Genomic DNA, 14,449 nt, shown 5'->3' on the forward strand with positions numbered 1-14,449 from the left:
CGTCCACACATTCCATGACATCAACCTGAAGAATTCAGGGGTTCTGATACTGCTCAACCTCAAACCATTCGCACAGGCCGTACGCTTTGCCATAACTCATAAAACGTTCGCTAAACAAATAAGGCTCCGCATTTGACGATTCCACAGTGCGTATATCTGCGTAATCCGGGTGCGTTTCCATTGCCGAGAGCGCCGCTGCAACCTGCTGAGATTCAAAGCTATACGGCGGTTGCGTCAACATCGCGACCTTATAGGGACGCGGATACGTTTGACAGTCGAAGCGTACCGCCTCGGCAATCGCGCGACAGATGTCGTTTTCCACCACCTGCACACACATGCTGGCGTAGTTTGCCGTCATGGTTTGCGTTGAAAAGAAATATGCCTCTTCAGCGCCGTGCACACAGGTAATATCCGCCCCATTCGCACCGTGACACAGGGTATCCAGCAACACGGTAAGGTCGGTTTCAGGAACCGAATACGGTGGCTGCAGGAAGGCACTGCGTGCCACCAATTGACCCGCTGCTGAATGCTGGCGGATAAACTCCGCCACTATCGACTCCGGGCTGGCAGGTTCCTGAACCTGCGTCGCGTTCACCTGTTCTGCAGGCAGCTGTAGCGCCTGCAGCCAGTGTCTCTTTTGGCTATCTACCTCATCAGGAAACGCCTCAATGGGTGCCTGAACGTTGCTCACGTTAGTCATCTCGCGTTCCTTACGCTGGCAACAGATCTTGTGCCGCCAGATCGGCTGCCACATCCTCAAGTCCTAGTCGATTCAGCGTTTCGCGCGTAGGGCAGCCCAGCTCCGGATCCCAGCCCATTTCCTGATAGAACATCGTCAGTGACAGGCGCATGTCCTCCCGGTCCATCTTGTCGGTCCCCTCGGTGAAGACCGGGATCTTCGGATCTTTATCAAACACCCAGGAGCAGATGAGATCATGCTCATTGCGCATATCTTTGGTTTGCATCAGTTTGACCGTATAGGCGCGATGCAGGGTAAAGATACGTTCAGCGGCCAGATCCAGACTCGCCTGCGTGGTTTCATCGCCAGTAACTGCCTGGAAGAATTTCGCTTCCAGATCCAAATCTCCGCGATAATTACGGCTCTTGAGCGGCGAAACCGTCATCGGCCAGACCCAGTTGCATAGCGTGACCGCGTTATGCAAACAGACTTTCAGCAACGTCCATTTGGCATATTTGATCTTCGCGGCATTGATCGGGGTGTAGTTTTTGGTTTCGTCGTATGCATCCTGCGAACCAAACAGTTCGCCCGCCACTTCGCGCTGTAATTTCAGCGGCAAACCGGAACCGATGAAGTTAATATGGGTATGCGTCATGCAGTCACGGTTAAACATACAGTTGGTGATCGCCCCAACCTGTGCTGAAGCCTCGTTAGCGTGGTGGACAGGAAAACCAAACGGCGACCACAGTTTGTTTTTGGCATAACCCCAGTACTCTTCGCCCAAATCCCAGCGTTCAGCAATGGCATATGATCCGTCTGCAAGGTGGCTGAGTTCCCCCACGCGATGCGCCAGCCGATAGTAAAAATCCTTAATAAAATTAGGATCGCCCGCTTCCAGTTGATCCCAGCGGATCTCCGCGTACTCTTCCGCCGGCAGTACGCGCTTAAAAACGCCTTTTGAGTAGCAATAAGTAAAATCACGGTGCAACTGCCCGTAGTTACACCAGATGCCATAATCGTCGAACAGGTTCAGACCAATCAGGTTTCCCACCACCCGCCCATCGTCTTTATCGTCAAAATCTTTCGGGCCATTGGGGAAAATGGTGGTGTGCACAAAGTTCGCCACGCAGGTGTTGCCACCGGTACTCGGTACGCCAAAATCTTTCACCCGCGGGACATTGAGCTGTGACATACAACGAATGGGGCATGAATGGCAGCCGCTCATTTTTACCGTGTATTTCTCAGCGGCAGGTCCGAGATCGAACACGGATTTATAGGTACGGAAACCGACGGTATTCTGGTTGCCCGGCGGGATTTCACCCGTTTCGATTGGCCCTCCTTCCGCCGCTCCCCAGAACAGTCCCTTGCGGGCCGTCCAGCGCGAGTTTGGCGAAGAGTATTCTGCCCAAGCCTGCGGGGTGCTTGGTACAACGTGGTTGTTGTTGGCGCCGATAAGCTCGGTCATCATATAGTCATTGAGCCGCTTCATCTCTTTGCGGTCGGCGATATTGACCCCTTTGGTCCCTTCTACCGCAATAGCCTTCAGATTTTTCGAGCCCATCACCGCGCCAGTACCGGCGCCGCCGCTGTGGTTGCGGTGCAGGAGAGCGGTACCAGATTTTCCCCCGCCTGGCCAATCGCGGCGACGCAAGTCTCAGGGCTGGTAATGCGGCAAATCTCTTCGGTTGTGGCGCGCGTGCCCTTGCCCCACAGGAAATCGGCTTTTTCGATGCTGACCTTATCGTCTTTAATATTGATCCAAACAGGTGACGCGGACTTACCTTCGATAATAATGGCGTCATAACCGGCAAATTTCATCTGTGCGGCGAAGAAACCGCCCATGTGGGCATCTACGACTAAATTACCTTTGGTAAATGTTGACAAGGAGGTGATATTGACGCGGGAGCTACAGGGTGCGCCCGAGCCGGTTAATGGCCCGGTGGCGAAAACCAGTTTATTCCCTTCATCAAAAGGCATGGTGCCTGGCGGGACTTCGTCGTACATAATTTTATACCCAAAGCCCATCCCACCGATAAATTTCTTAAATTTACTGGAATCTTCATGGGTGATATTACCCGTGGTGAGATTGATCCGTAAAATATTACCTGTCCAACCATTAGCCATCATGTTTTCCTTTGCAAGAAGGTTTAATAGATATACCCGTCAGGCAGCTTTTTTATTCAAAACCGCGCTATTTTTGGCAATTAATGACGCGTATCAGGCATGCCTGCCCTCTATCAAACGGTAATATCTTTCCACTCGATAATTTTTAATGCCCCAGTAGGACAAGCATTGGCGCATTCCCCGCATAACACACATTTTGAGGATTTTTTCGTTTCCGTGTTAACGGTCGCCATCATCCACGGGCAGGCTGTGGTACAAGCGCTACAACCAATGCAACGTTTGTGGTCTACGGCAATACAGCCGTCTTCCTGCTTCCAGGTAATGGCGCCAATTGGGCAGACCTTCATGCATTGCGGATCTTTGCATTGGCGGCAGGTATCCGCGGTATAGTTTAAATCACCATACAGTCCGCCACCGGACCCGACGCCATCATCGCCAAAGAAGTAATTACGATGAATTTTGATGCGGGAAAAGAAGGTGCCAACGGCCCCATCGTTATAATTGGTACAGGAAATCTCGCAGCGATGACAACCGGTACAGCGTGCTCGCTGCGTTACCAGCACCCCTTTCGGCGTATTGATAAGGCCAACTGTACCGCTGTCGATATCTTCCTGCTTACAACCAAAAAGTGATAACAACGCGGGTGCAATGGTCAGTCCTGCCAGACCCTTTCCGGATATACGTAAAAATTCCAGCCGCGTTAAACCACAATCTAAAAATGGACGATCAACCTGGTTCATTTATTTCGCATCCTCTTCGCAAACGCAGTAGCAGCAACACATCCAGGCTAATTTTTGCACGCAGATCGGCCGATTCGGCCATTAATGTTGCCAACAACACGTGAATATTTGCCCTAACCTGATCGTATAAATGACGGTGGTTAAACTGAATGAATCTAATCCTTTAGGGTTAGGCACAAAGATAATGTGGTTATTTAGGGATCGTCGTTTTGATCGTCATCAATTAAAAAACGGAAGAGAAATAATTAATGCGGAGTGAGATTTATTATCATTAAGATAAGTTGAAATAACATTTCATATGGCGTGCAAATATTTGTGACTCTACTCGCATATATATTTTTATATATCAATCGATATACAGCAAAATATACAGCGGTGTGTTTCTTTAATTGCAGTCCTGAATTATATATATTGATAGAATAACGTGACGAGAATAAGAGGATGGCGCAAGAAACTACCCTCCTCTTTTGATGGATTATCCGGCCAATGCTTTAATAACGGTCTCAATGGCTTGTTTTTCTAGCTCAGTGCGCTTTACACGCTGGTTGGCGAGGGTGGTTCTCAGCACACCAGCAATGACGATATGCTTTGGCTCTTGTCCCAGATCGCGCATTTCCAGTACTACTTTACCGACTACTCTGCACATTTCACGGTACAACTCGTCGTCTTTGGTCTGATTTCCCATATTTGCCCGCTCGTCATTAACTCAAACCAACAGCATATATCACTCTGGCTAATTAGACAAAATTCAATGAAAATCAAACAAATGTCATAAATCTACTGGATCCGCTGTAGTCGGTTTACCAACTCAGCAAGGCTCCGCGCCTGCATTTTTTCCATCACCCGCGCGCGATGAACTTCAACCGTACGCACCGCAATATTCATGGCGTCAGCAATTTCCCGATTCATTAACCCTTTTGCTACCAGTTGCGCCAACTCTCGTTCCTTTGGCGTGAGCATCTGATAGCAGGCCACGATCTCTTGTCGCGAGAAGGCGGCGTGAGAAATCTGCAACGCATGCTCTAACGCCGCCTGAAGCGGCTCGGCGGACACCGGCTTTTGCAAAAAATCGACCGCGCCACGTTTCATTTGTTCAACCGCCATCGGCACATCGCCATGCCCGGTGAGGAACACCACTGCCAACGAACTTTCTCGTTGGCGCATCGCTTCATGCACAGCGTGCCCATCCATTACCGGCATACGCATATCCAGCAACAGTACGCCGACCTGATACAGGTTTGCCTCAGCGAGGAATGTTTCGCCTTGCTCCCAACAACATACCTCGTATCCCAGGCTTTCCAGTAAAAACGCACAGGCCTGAGTGACGGCAATGTCGTCATCCAGCAGATGAATTATTGCCACTACGGCCTCCCTCCCGGTTTTGCTTAAAATGTAATGTCACCACCACGCCCGCTTTTTCATCAGGAGCCTGATGATTTTTGATCCCAATCTCTCCATTCGCGTAACGCACCAGCCGCTGACAAATGGCTAATCCCAGCCCCATGCCCTCTTTACGGGTGGTCATAAACGGCTGAAAAGCCTGGTACAACTGTGCCTCATCAATACCGCCAGCGTTATCTTGCACCCAAATACGCACATCACCATCCTCACGCTGGGCGCTGAACCACACCGTGGTTGCCCCTGCCTGGGCCGCATTAAGCACCAGATTGGCCAGCACCTGCTCAAGCAGAACGCTCGGCAGCGTTAGCGTTAACGTCTTATTTACCTGAGCTTGCAGCGCTACCGCCGGAAATTGCTGGGGCATACGCAATAATTGCCAGACGTGATGAATAGCATCATGCACGTTGACGGCTCGCCAGTCATCGGTCATCACCGGATTACCCTGCGCCTGACTGACCCACTGGCGCAGATTGTGCAATGTGTCAGCCCCCCGCTGCGCCTGGGCATCAATGTTCTCCAGCGCAGGTAACAACGGATGCTGCTTATCCTGACCGCGTAGGCGGATCAAACAGCCCTGCGCATAATGGCGGATAGCCGACAGCGGCTGATTGAGTTCGTGGGCAAACCCGGAGGTCATCTCACCAAGCACACTCATTTGGCGAGCGGTTTCCAGCGCCTGTTCTTGTTTGCGCAGCAGAATGCTGTTCCGCTCCAGTTGCCTGCCGCGACGACGAACCAGCAGCATCACCCAGATATAATTGAGCGTCAGCAGCAACAGCACAACGGCCACAGCCCCCATAGCGAGCCGGTGCTGGATAAACCAACTTTTGACGTCCAGCCAAAGCTGGCGCTGCTGCGGATGCTGGCGGACATCACGCAGCAACGCTTCTACCTCGCGTGTTGAGGCAGGCGCTCCCCAGCGAAACGTTGCATTCTGCGGCGCATTGAACAGCACCCGTGTGACGCGATCGGCCAACTCGTCGCTCACTGCAGGCAGTGCCGCAAACGACCAGTCAGGATACAGTGGCGTACTGGTTAAACAGGGAATCGAGGTTGGATGGTTGAGTACAGCCCTAAAGTCCGTTTTATGAATGAGCCCTTCCTCATCCATGTTTTCCAGCAGACACACCGGCACAATCACCGCCTGCACGGCTTTTTCGCGTAATAGATAGAGTAAGGCATCGGCAGGAAAACCGGTAAACATCAGGCGTAAATCGCGCTCCGGGCGCAGACCAGCATCGCTAAGTGCTTTATACCCCAACAAATAGCCGCCAAAAGCCTGAGCATCAATGGCGCCAACCGTTTTACCGATCAGATCATGCGCGGAAGCGATCCCACTATCGCGCCTGACGAGAATCGCGCTGCCAATCACGTTACTGGCGGCTTTGCCTCCACGGGTAGAACGTAACGACGCCAGCCAGCGTAACGCAGAACGGCTGTTTAGCTGTACAAACTGCGCCGGATTGGTGACCACAAACTGTACCGTGCCACGATTCACTGCCTCCTGCATCTGCCGTAGGTCCAACGGTTGTATATGAAACTGCTCACCGGGAATTTGCTGATTCAACAGGGTTTCCAACGGCTGCCAGTGCTGACGTGTGGAGATCTCCCCACGCATTGCCAACACGCCAATGTTCCATGTCTGCGCCGCAACCGTGCCGCTTAGCATCCACAGCGACGCCAGCACCGTCAGGCATCTTACTACGTTGCGTCCCACTCAATTATCCCTGTCAATTATGTTGTTTTAGATCAACAACAAGCCGGGTATGTGGTTAACCACAATAGAGTACCCCCCGTCACGATTTTTACACTGTAAATCATTGGAATTCTTTATTCATCACACTCAAATCAACGGCGTGACCAATGTTTCGTTGTTGAACCGTGACGGGAGAAAATATGGACAGCAGTAAACGGCAGTTTCTCCAGCAACTGGGCGTCCTGACCGCTGGCGCTTCACTGGTTCCGCTGGCTCAGGCGCAATTCCCCTTCTCGCCTGAACGCCATGAAGGCTCACTCAAGCATCGCTACGCCATGCTGATTGACCTGCGACGCTGTATTGGCTGCCAGGCCTGTACCGTCAGTTGCGCCATTGAGAACCAGACGCCGCAGGGGGATTTCAGAACCCTCGTTAACCAGTATCAGGTGCAGTTGACAGGCCAGCAAAGCGTCACCAACGTCCTGCTGCCGCGCCTGTGCAACCATTGCGATAATCCACCTTGCGTACCCGTTTGTCCGGTGCAGGCCACCTTCCAACGCGAAGACGGCATCGTAGTCGTCGACAACACCCGCTGCGTGGGTTGCGCTTACTGCGTGCAGGCCTGTCCATATGATGCGCGGTTCATCAACCACGAAACGCAAACCGCCGATAAATGCACTTTTTGCGTACACCGCCTGGAAGCGGGCCTGCTCCCGGCCTGCGTAGAATCCTGCGTCGGCGGCGCACGTATCATTGGCGATATCAAAGATCCGCACAGCCGGATTTCTCAAATGCTGCACGAACACCATGAGGCCATCAAGGTGCTGAAACCCGAAAGCGGAACATCACCGCACGTGTTTTATCTGGGTCTGGATGAAGCGTTTGTCACCCCGTTAATGGGACGTGCTCAACCCGCTCTCTGGCAGGAGGTTTAAATGAACCATTCACTGATTATCGAAGAGGTTCTGGCCCATCCACAGCATGTAAGCTGGTTACCCTGGGCCGTACAGTATTTCTTTTTCATCGGTATTGCCGCCTGCGCCGCGCTGTTCGCCTGCGTGCTGCACTGGCGTAAACAGAAGACGGCAGAACTGGAAAACCTGACGCTGTTAATCGCCCTGACCTGTGCAATAGCCGCCCCGTTGGCGCTGACCGCTGATTTACACCAAACCGCCCGCGTCTGGCATTTTTATGCTTATCCGACGCCATGGTCCTGGATGCCATGGGGCGCACTGTTTTTACCGCTGTTTACCGGCTTCCTGGGCCTGTGGTTTCTGGCACAGCACGTTAAGCAGTTAACACTTAAAAGTTACAGTGTAACTAAATGGTTGGCCGTCGGTAGCGCCTTGTCTGCTATCGGACTACTGGTTTACACCGGTCGCGAAGTGTCGGTGGTGCAGGCGCGTCCCGTCTGGTTCAGCTACGCCTTTCCGGTTGCAATGTTCCTCAGCGCGCTGCAAACGTTCCTCGCCTTGCTCATCGCTGCAACAAAAAGTGAAGGATCTTTGCTGCGCAAACTGGCGTGGGGACAAATTGTCGCCTTGAGCGCGCTGGCTATCGTGGTGGCAATTTGGGTGAGCAGTAATACGCTATCCGGTTCAGCAATCCGCCAGTGGCTGGATGTCGCCTCTTCGGCACGGCACTACGCCATCGGCTGGGTTGCGCTATGGCTTATCTCGCTTGGCCTTTGCGGGCTGGTGCTGCGTTTTCCATTATCGCGGCCGCTGCACATATTACTGGCGTTTAGCGCCATGGCGTTGTGCTGGCTGATGCGCTGGACGTTACTCATCCAGGTACAGACCGTACCGAAATTTAACGCCCAGTTTAATCCTTACACCCTGCCCGGCGGTACCGATGGCTGGCTGGCCATTGTGGGCACCTTCGGCCTGTGGATAGCACTGATTATTATTGTTCGTGAAGCCCTGAACGCGATCGCAAGGAGAATGCAACATGGCTAATTTAACCCGTCGTCAGTGGCTTAAAGTCGGTCTTGCTGTAGGTGGCATGGTGACGTTTGGTCTGAGTTATCGGGATGTAGCAAAGCGCGCGCTGGACGGCTTGCTGGACGGTACCTCCGGCAAAATTACTCGAGATCGCATCTTTGGTAATGCGCTCATCCCCGAAGCCAATGCCCGGCCGCAATGGCAGCAGAATCCACAGCAGGTGATCTCGATGACGCAATGTTTTGGTTGCTGGACACAATGCGGTGTGCGAGTCCGGGTTGATAGTGAACAAGGCAAAGTGCTGCGCATTGCCGGTAACCCCTATCATCCATTATCTCACGAGCACCCTATTGACGCCTCTGTCCCCTTTGCCACGGCAATGGCGAAACTGGCGGGCGAGTCGGGTCTGGATGCGCGCTCCACCGCCTGCGCTCGTGGCGCAACATTACTTGAAGGTTTGTACAGTCCACTGCGCATTCTGCAGCCCATGAAACGCGTTGGCAAACGCGGTGAGGGAAAATGGCAGCGCATCAGCTTCGAACAATTGATCAAAGAAGTGGTGGAAGGCGGCGATCTGTTTGGTGAGGGCCATGTTGACGGCCTGCGGGCTATTCACGATCCCCATACACCGCTTGATGCCAGACATCCCAGCTTTGGGCCAAAATCCAATCAGTTGCTGGTCACCAATACCAGCGATGAAGGACGTGATACGTTTTTACGTCGCTTCGCGCTGAACAGTTTCGGCAGTAAAAACTTCGGCGCACATGGCGCTTACTGCGGCCTGGCCTATCGAGCCGGTTCTGGTGCGCTAATGGGGGATCTGGATAAAAACACCCACGTGAAACCCGATTGGGATAATGTCGAGTTCGCGCTGTTTATGGGAACCTCTCCAGCGCAATCCGGTAACCCGTTTAAGCGCCAGGCTCGCCAGCTCGCCAGCGCCCGTTTACGCGACGACTTCCGCTATGTGGTGGTAGCGCCAGCCCTGCCATTAACCACGGTACTGGCTGACGATCGCGGCCGCTGGCAGCCCGTGCGTCCAGGAAGCGACTCCGCACTGGCGATGGGTATGATCCGCTGGATAATCGAAAAACAACGCTATAACGCCGATTATCTCGCCATTCCCGGCGTGCAGGCCATGCAGCAGGCCGGAGAAAAAAGCTGGAGCAACGCCACGCATCTGGTGATTACCGATGAGATCCCAAATCTTGCCGGACAGCATTTAACCCTCGCACATCTGAACGCAAACGCCGCCCAGGAGCCGGTGGTCGTTAACGAGGCCGGCGATATTGTCGCTGCCAGCGGTTGCCCACGCGCGCAGTTGTTTGTCACCCGAGAAGTCACGCTGACAGACGGTCAGACGGTAACGGTAAAAAGCAGCCTCCAGTGCCTAAAAGAATCCGCCGAAAAACTAACGCTGGCGCAATACAGCCAGCAGTGCGGCGTGTCTGAAGCAGACATCGGCGCCCTGGCCGATGCGTTTACTCGTCATGGACGCAAAGCGGCGGTGATCTCCCACGGTGGTATGATGGCAGGCAATGGATTTTATAACGCCTGGTCGGTGATGATGCTCAATGCGCTGATTGGCAACCTGAGTCTTGAAGGCGGCGTGTTTGTCGGCGGCGGTAAGTTCAATGGCGCCACCGATGGACCACGCTACAACATGGACAGTTTCGCCGGGAAGATTAAACCAAAGGGATTAAGCATCGCACGCAGTAAAACCGCGTATGAGTCTTCCGAAGAGTATCGCAATAAAGTGGCCGCCGGCCAATCACCCTTCCCGGCAAAAGCCCCGTGGTATCCGTTTGTGGCCGGTCAACTTACTGAGCTTCTTGTCTCTGCACTCGAAGGCTACCCTTATCCGCTAAAAGCCTGGATCTCCAACATGACCAACCCGTTTTACGGCATCGCAGGGTTGCGCGGAGTGGCGGAGGAGAAGCTTAAAGATCCTGCGCGTTTGCCGCTATTTATCGCCATTGATGCCTTTATGAACGAAACCACGGCGCTGGCAGATTACATCGTGCCGGATACCCATAACTTTGAAAGCTGGGGATTCAGCGCCCCGTGGGCGGGTGTCGCCAGCAAAGCTACCACCGCTCGCTGGCCCGTGGTCAGAGCCGCAACCAGCAGTACCGCTGACGGTCAACCGGCTTCAATGGAATCTTTCTGTATTGCGGTAGCGAAACGCATTGGCTTGCCTGGTTTTGGTGATAATGCGATTACCGACCCGCAAGGCAATCAGTATCCGTTAAATCGAGCGGAAGATTATTATCTGCGCCTCGCCGCCAATATTGCGTTTATGGGCAAAGCACCGGTCCCGGAGGCTCAGCCGGAAGACATTGCCTTGACTGGGGTGCAACGGATCATGCCGGTGATAACGCAAACGCTGAAAGCCGATGAAGCCAGCCGGGTGGCATTTGTGTATTCACGCGGTGGGCGTTTCGCTCCAGCCAGCAGTGGCCGGGTGGAGAATCGCGTCGGCAATGCGTGGGAAAAACCGTTGCAAATCTGGAATGCGAATGTCGCCGCGCACCGCCATGCGATAACCGGAGAACGCTACAGCGGCTGCCCGGCCTGGTATCCTTCTCGCCTGTCGGATGGACGTACGGTCGAGGAGTTGTTCCCGGAACAAGAATGGCCACTGAAATTGATCTCCTTTAAATCCAATACCATGTCCAGCGCCACGGCGGTGATCCCGCGCCTGCATCATCTGAAGCCGGTTAATCTGGTCGCGCTCAACCCGCAGGATGGTAAGCGGTACGGTTTAGCACATGGCGATACGGTACGTATCACCACGCCTGGCGGTCAGGTTCAGGCGCAAATAAGCCTGCTGCATGGCGTGATGCCGGGAGTTATCGCCATTGAACATGGCTATGGACATAAAGAAATGGGCGCGGCGCAGCATACGCTCGACGGCGAGCCGATGCCATTTGACGCGCAGATAAGGTCGGGAATTAATCTTAACGATCTTGGCTTTGCGGATCCTACCCGGCAGGTAACCAATACCTGGCTTGACTGGGTGTCGGGTGCGGCGGTACGCCAGGGGCTGCCGGCAAGAATTGAGCGAGTGTAACTTTCGCGTCGGGTGGCAACGCTAACGCGTTTTATCCGGCCTACAGGACGTTGTAGGCCGGATAAGGCAAGAAGCGGATCAGTTATTTACCGGGATCACCGCGCCTTTGTATTTCGTGCGGATCCAGTCCTGAATCTCTTTTGAATGCAGTACGTCTACCAGCGCCACAATATCCTTTTTCTTCTCATCGCCACGATGTACGGTAATGATGTTGGCATACGGGTTGTTTTCACCGCTTTCGACGGCAATCGGATCTTTCACCGGATCCAGCCCCGCATCGATAGCATAGTTCGCGTTAATCACCACCGCATCGCCTTCGTCGTTATTGTACATCTGCGGTAACAGCGCCGCTTCCACGTTAGGCAGGAACTTCAGTTTTTTCGGGTTTTCCACGATGTCGCTAATGCGCGCGGTAACTTTATCCACCCCCGGCTTCAGCTTGATCACACCCTCTTTTTCGAAAATCGACAGAATACGGCCTTCCTCAGATACCGCATCGCGCATGATCACCTTACCACCTTCCGGCAGATCTTTAAGTGATTTCACCTTCTTCGAATAGATACCAATCGGCTCAATGTGGATCGCTCCGGCGCTGACGAAGTCGTAGGTTTTATCGCCTGCATGATCTTTAATCACGCTGTTCAGATACGGAATATGCTGGAAGTAGTTAGCGTCAATCTCACGGCCAGCCAGCGCGGTATTCGGCAGGATGTAATCCTGGAACGGTTTAATTTCCAGGTCGATCCCCTGCTTTGCCAGAATCGGTTTGGCCTGCTCAAGGATCTCCGCATGCGGTACGTTTGATGCGCCAACGGTTAGCGTATCAGCCCAGGAGGCGAAACTAAGGGCGCTTAAGGTTGCTGCGGCGAGTAATGTCAGTGATTTTTTCATGATAATGGTATCCGTATTTTATTAGCGTTTATCTAACAGAGAGGTGATCACATCGCCGCAAAGCTGGATGATGAAGACGATGAGCAGAATCGTCACCGTCGCCACCAGCGTGACGTCGCTGTGGTTGCGCTGGAATCCTTCCAGATAGGCCAAATTCCCTAAACCCCCGGCACCAATGACTCCCGCCATCGCGCTGTAACTAACCAGCGCAATCAGCGTCACGGTGATCCCGGACACCAGAGCGGGAGAAGATTCCGGCAGTAAAACCCGAAAAATAAGCGTACTCAGACGCGCGCCCATCGAACGTGTCGCTTCAATAACGCCTTTATCGACTTCACGCAGGGCAATTTCGACCAGACGCGCATAAAACGGCGCGGCCCCCACGATCAGCGCAGGCAATGCAGCATTGGCGCCGAGAATGGTGCCAACCATCGCTTTGGTAAACGGGATCAGTAGCACGATCAAAATGATGAACGGGATCGAACGGAAGATATTCACCACCAGCGAAATCGCGCTATACACGGCGCGGTTTTGGAACAATGCACCGCGTGCGGTCAGAAACAGCGCCAGGCCAAGGGCGACGCCAAGAACAAAGGTCGCCACGCCAGAAAGCGCTGTCATATAGAGCGTTTCCTGCGTTGCTGCGAATAATTGATCCCATTTCAGATGGGGGAACAGTTCTTCAGCCATGTTGAATCACCTCACCTTCAATGTCGCTATGGCGCAGGTCGGCCAGAATATTGCTCAGTTGCTCTCCGGTAGCCACAACGTGCACCCATAGCTGACCAAACACGCCGTGTGCGGTTTGCGTCATCTTGCCGTGCAAAATGTTAAACGGCAGGCCGTAGCGCAGGGTCAATTCTCCGACCACAGGACGGTGGGTGCGTTGCCCGGTAAACGTTAGCTTGATCACCACGCCGCCCAGTTCGCTTGCCAGTTGTGGGTTGAACTCGTCTTCTTCGGCGTATTGGCTCACCTGACGAACGAATTGTCGGGTAATCGGCTGCTGCGGATGGGTAAAGACGCTGAGCACGTCACCTTCTTCAACGACTTTGCCGTTCTCCATCACCGCCACACGGTCGCAGATTTTGCGAACCACGTGCATTTCATGGGTGATCAACACAATGGTTAATTTGAAGCGACGATTAATATCGAGCAGTAAATCAAGGATCTGATCGGTGGTTTGCGGATCCAGCGCGGAGGTGGCTTCGTCGCACAGCAGTACGTCAGGGTTGTTCGCCAGTGCGCGGGCAATGCCCACCCGCTGTTTTTGTCCGCCGCTGAGCTGGGACGGATAAGCATTCTCGCGACCACTCAACCCAACCAGCGTAATCAGTTCGGCAACCCGCGCTTTGATGGACGCCTTTGGCGCCCCCGCGATTTGCATAGAGAAAGCAATATTTTCGCTAACCGTGCGCGACCACAGTAAGTTGAAATGCTGGAACACCATACTGATTTTCAGTCGCGCCTGGCGCAGAGATTCTCCGCGGGCGGCAGAGATATCGTGGCCGTTAATCGTCACACTGCCCGAGGTCGGCTTTTCCAGACCATTAAGCAAGCGAATTAAGGTGCTCTTACCCGCCCCACTGTAACCAATAATTCCGTAAATCTGCCCCTGCTCAACCGTCAGATTGACGTTATCGACAGCGGTAATAGCAAGCCTGCCTGGCGTAAACACTTTTGAAATATTTTTCAGGACAATCATGTCGTTTGGGTATCCGCTGCTGTTTTAGTTATCCTGCTAGCGCCTTTAGCTGTTTAGCAGTATGGATGTCCAAACGAGTGTAATGAGTGAAATTGGCTTTTAGAATGAATTAAAACGTATTTGATATAATTTTTAGGAATATGTTCTCAACATTGAAAACACCCGTATAAATCTGCTTATTTGGGACGGCAAACGCA

At 53.1% G+C, this 14,449-nt stretch carries 11 protein-coding genes and 1 pseudogene; 3 read left to right on the forward strand and 9 right to left on the reverse strand.

Going from position 1 to position 14,449, the window contains the following annotated elements:
- Positions 1 to 34: 34 nt before the first annotated feature.
- From FDX14_RS16090 to ttrS, 6 genes and pseudogenes are all read right to left on the reverse strand, one after another.
- Complete coding sequence (locus FDX14_RS16090; RefSeq protein ID WP_042308733.1) at positions 35 to 700, reverse strand: YdhW family putative oxidoreductase system protein; 666 nt, start codon at positions 698 to 700, stop codon at positions 35 to 37.
- Between the two features lie 10 nt (positions 701 to 710).
- Positions 711 to 2,803: pseudogene (locus FDX14_RS16095) on the reverse strand (aldehyde ferredoxin oxidoreductase).
- Positions 2,804 to 2,916: 113 nt separating this feature from the next.
- Positions 2,917 to 3,543, reverse strand: a complete 627-nt coding sequence (locus FDX14_RS16100) for a ferredoxin-like protein (protein ID WP_038640293.1) — start codon at positions 3,541 to 3,543, stop codon at positions 2,917 to 2,919.
- Positions 3,544 to 4,018: 475 nt separating this feature from the next.
- The gene (gene fumD, locus FDX14_RS16105) at positions 4,019 to 4,228 is read right to left on the reverse strand and encodes a fumarate hydratase FumD (protein WP_137349832.1); all 210 of its coding nucleotides are present in this window, start codon (positions 4,226 to 4,228) and stop codon (positions 4,019 to 4,021) included.
- Between the two features lie 92 nt (positions 4,229 to 4,320).
- A complete protein-coding gene (gene ttrR, locus FDX14_RS16110) occupies positions 4,321 to 4,905 on the reverse strand; it encodes a tetrathionate respiration response regulator TtrR (RefSeq protein ID WP_079224388.1) in 585 nt (194 codons plus the stop codon).
- Positions 4,880 to 6,613, reverse strand: coding sequence for a tetrathionate respiration histidine kinase TtrS (gene ttrS / locus FDX14_RS16115; RefSeq protein WP_137349890.1), 1,734 nt, complete (start codon positions 6,611 to 6,613; stop codon positions 4,880 to 4,882). Before ttrS ends, ttrR begins: the two co-directional genes overlap by 26 nt.
- 227 nt (positions 6,614 to 6,840) lie before the next feature.
- Here ttrS and ttrB point away from each other — a divergent pair, with 227 nt between their 5' ends.
- The 3 genes from ttrB to ttrA are packed head-to-tail and all read left to right on the forward strand — an operon-like array spanning position 6,841 to position 11,656.
- On the forward strand, positions 6,841 to 7,575 hold the full coding sequence (gene ttrB, locus FDX14_RS16120) for a tetrathionate reductase subunit TtrB (protein ID WP_042308740.1): 735 nt from the start codon (positions 6,841 to 6,843) through the stop codon (positions 7,573 to 7,575).
- Positions 7,576 to 8,598 (forward strand): tetrathionate reductase subunit TtrC, encoded by a 1,023-nt coding sequence (gene ttrC, locus FDX14_RS16125; RefSeq protein ID WP_137349833.1) that lies wholly within the window; start codon positions 7,576 to 7,578, stop codon positions 8,596 to 8,598.
- Positions 8,591 to 11,656, forward strand: a complete 3,066-nt coding sequence (gene ttrA / locus FDX14_RS16130; RefSeq protein WP_137349834.1) for a tetrathionate reductase subunit TtrA — start codon at positions 8,591 to 8,593, stop codon at positions 11,654 to 11,656. The genes ttrC and ttrA overlap by 8 nt, the downstream gene beginning before the upstream one ends.
- A 78-nt stretch (positions 11,657 to 11,734) precedes the next feature.
- On the opposite strand, the gene FDX14_RS16135 is transcribed toward ttrA, so the two are convergent.
- Genes FDX14_RS16135 through FDX14_RS16145 form a run of 3 tightly spaced genes read right to left on the reverse strand, consistent with a single transcriptional unit; the run spans position 11,735 to position 14,252 of the window.
- Positions 11,735 to 12,547: a MetQ/NlpA family ABC transporter substrate-binding protein gene (locus FDX14_RS16135; protein ID WP_003029358.1), complete on the reverse strand. Its 813-nt coding sequence runs from the start codon at positions 12,545 to 12,547 to the stop codon at positions 11,735 to 11,737.
- Positions 12,548 to 12,568: 21 nt separating this feature from the next.
- Positions 12,569 to 13,237 carry a methionine ABC transporter permease gene (locus tag FDX14_RS16140; protein ID WP_042308747.1) on the reverse strand — a complete coding sequence of 223 codons (669 nt, stop codon included), beginning with the start codon at positions 13,235 to 13,237 and terminating at the stop codon, positions 12,569 to 12,571.
- Positions 13,230 to 14,252: a methionine ABC transporter ATP-binding protein gene (locus tag FDX14_RS16145; protein ID WP_042308749.1), complete on the reverse strand. Its 1,023-nt coding sequence runs from the start codon at positions 14,250 to 14,252 to the stop codon at positions 13,230 to 13,232. The genes FDX14_RS16140 and FDX14_RS16145 overlap by 8 nt, the downstream gene beginning before the upstream one ends.
- Positions 14,253 to 14,449: the final 197 nt, after the last annotated feature.

The sequence above is a fragment of the Citrobacter sp. wls710 genome, from assembly GCF_005281115.1.
Lineage (GTDB): Bacteria > Pseudomonadota > Gammaproteobacteria > Enterobacterales > Enterobacteriaceae > Citrobacter > Citrobacter werkmanii.

Coding starts and splice junctions, on each gene's coding strand:
- FDX14_RS16090 (WP_042308733.1), bottom strand. CDS start 700: ATGACTAACGTGAGCAACGTTCAGGCACCCATTGAGGCGTTTCCTGAT.
- FDX14_RS16100 (WP_038640293.1), bottom strand. CDS start 3,543: ATGAACCAGGTTGATCGTCCATTTTTAGATTGTGGTTTAACGCGGCTG.
- fumD (WP_137349832.1), bottom strand. CDS start 4,228: ATGGGAAATCAGACCAAAGACGACGAGTTGTACCGTGAAATGTGCAGA.
- ttrS (WP_137349890.1), bottom strand. CDS start 6,613: ATGCTAAGCGGCACGGTTGCGGCGCAGACATGGAACATTGGCGTGTTG.
- ttrB (WP_042308740.1), top strand. CDS start 6,841: ATGGACAGCAGTAAACGGCAGTTTCTCCAGCAACTGGGCGTCCTGACC.
- ttrC (WP_137349833.1), top strand. CDS start 7,576: ATGAACCATTCACTGATTATCGAAGAGGTTCTGGCCCATCCACAGCAT.
- ttrA (WP_137349834.1), top strand. CDS start 8,591: ATGGCTAATTTAACCCGTCGTCAGTGGCTTAAAGTCGGTCTTGCTGTA.
- FDX14_RS16135 (WP_003029358.1), bottom strand. CDS start 12,547: ATGAAAAAATCACTGACATTACTCGCCGCAGCAACCTTAAGCGCCCTT.
- FDX14_RS16140 (WP_042308747.1), bottom strand. CDS start 13,237: ATGGCTGAAGAACTGTTCCCCCATCTGAAATGGGATCAATTATTCGCA.
- FDX14_RS16145 (WP_042308749.1), bottom strand. CDS start 14,252: ATGATTGTCCTGAAAAATATTTCAAAAGTGTTTACGCCAGGCAGGCTT.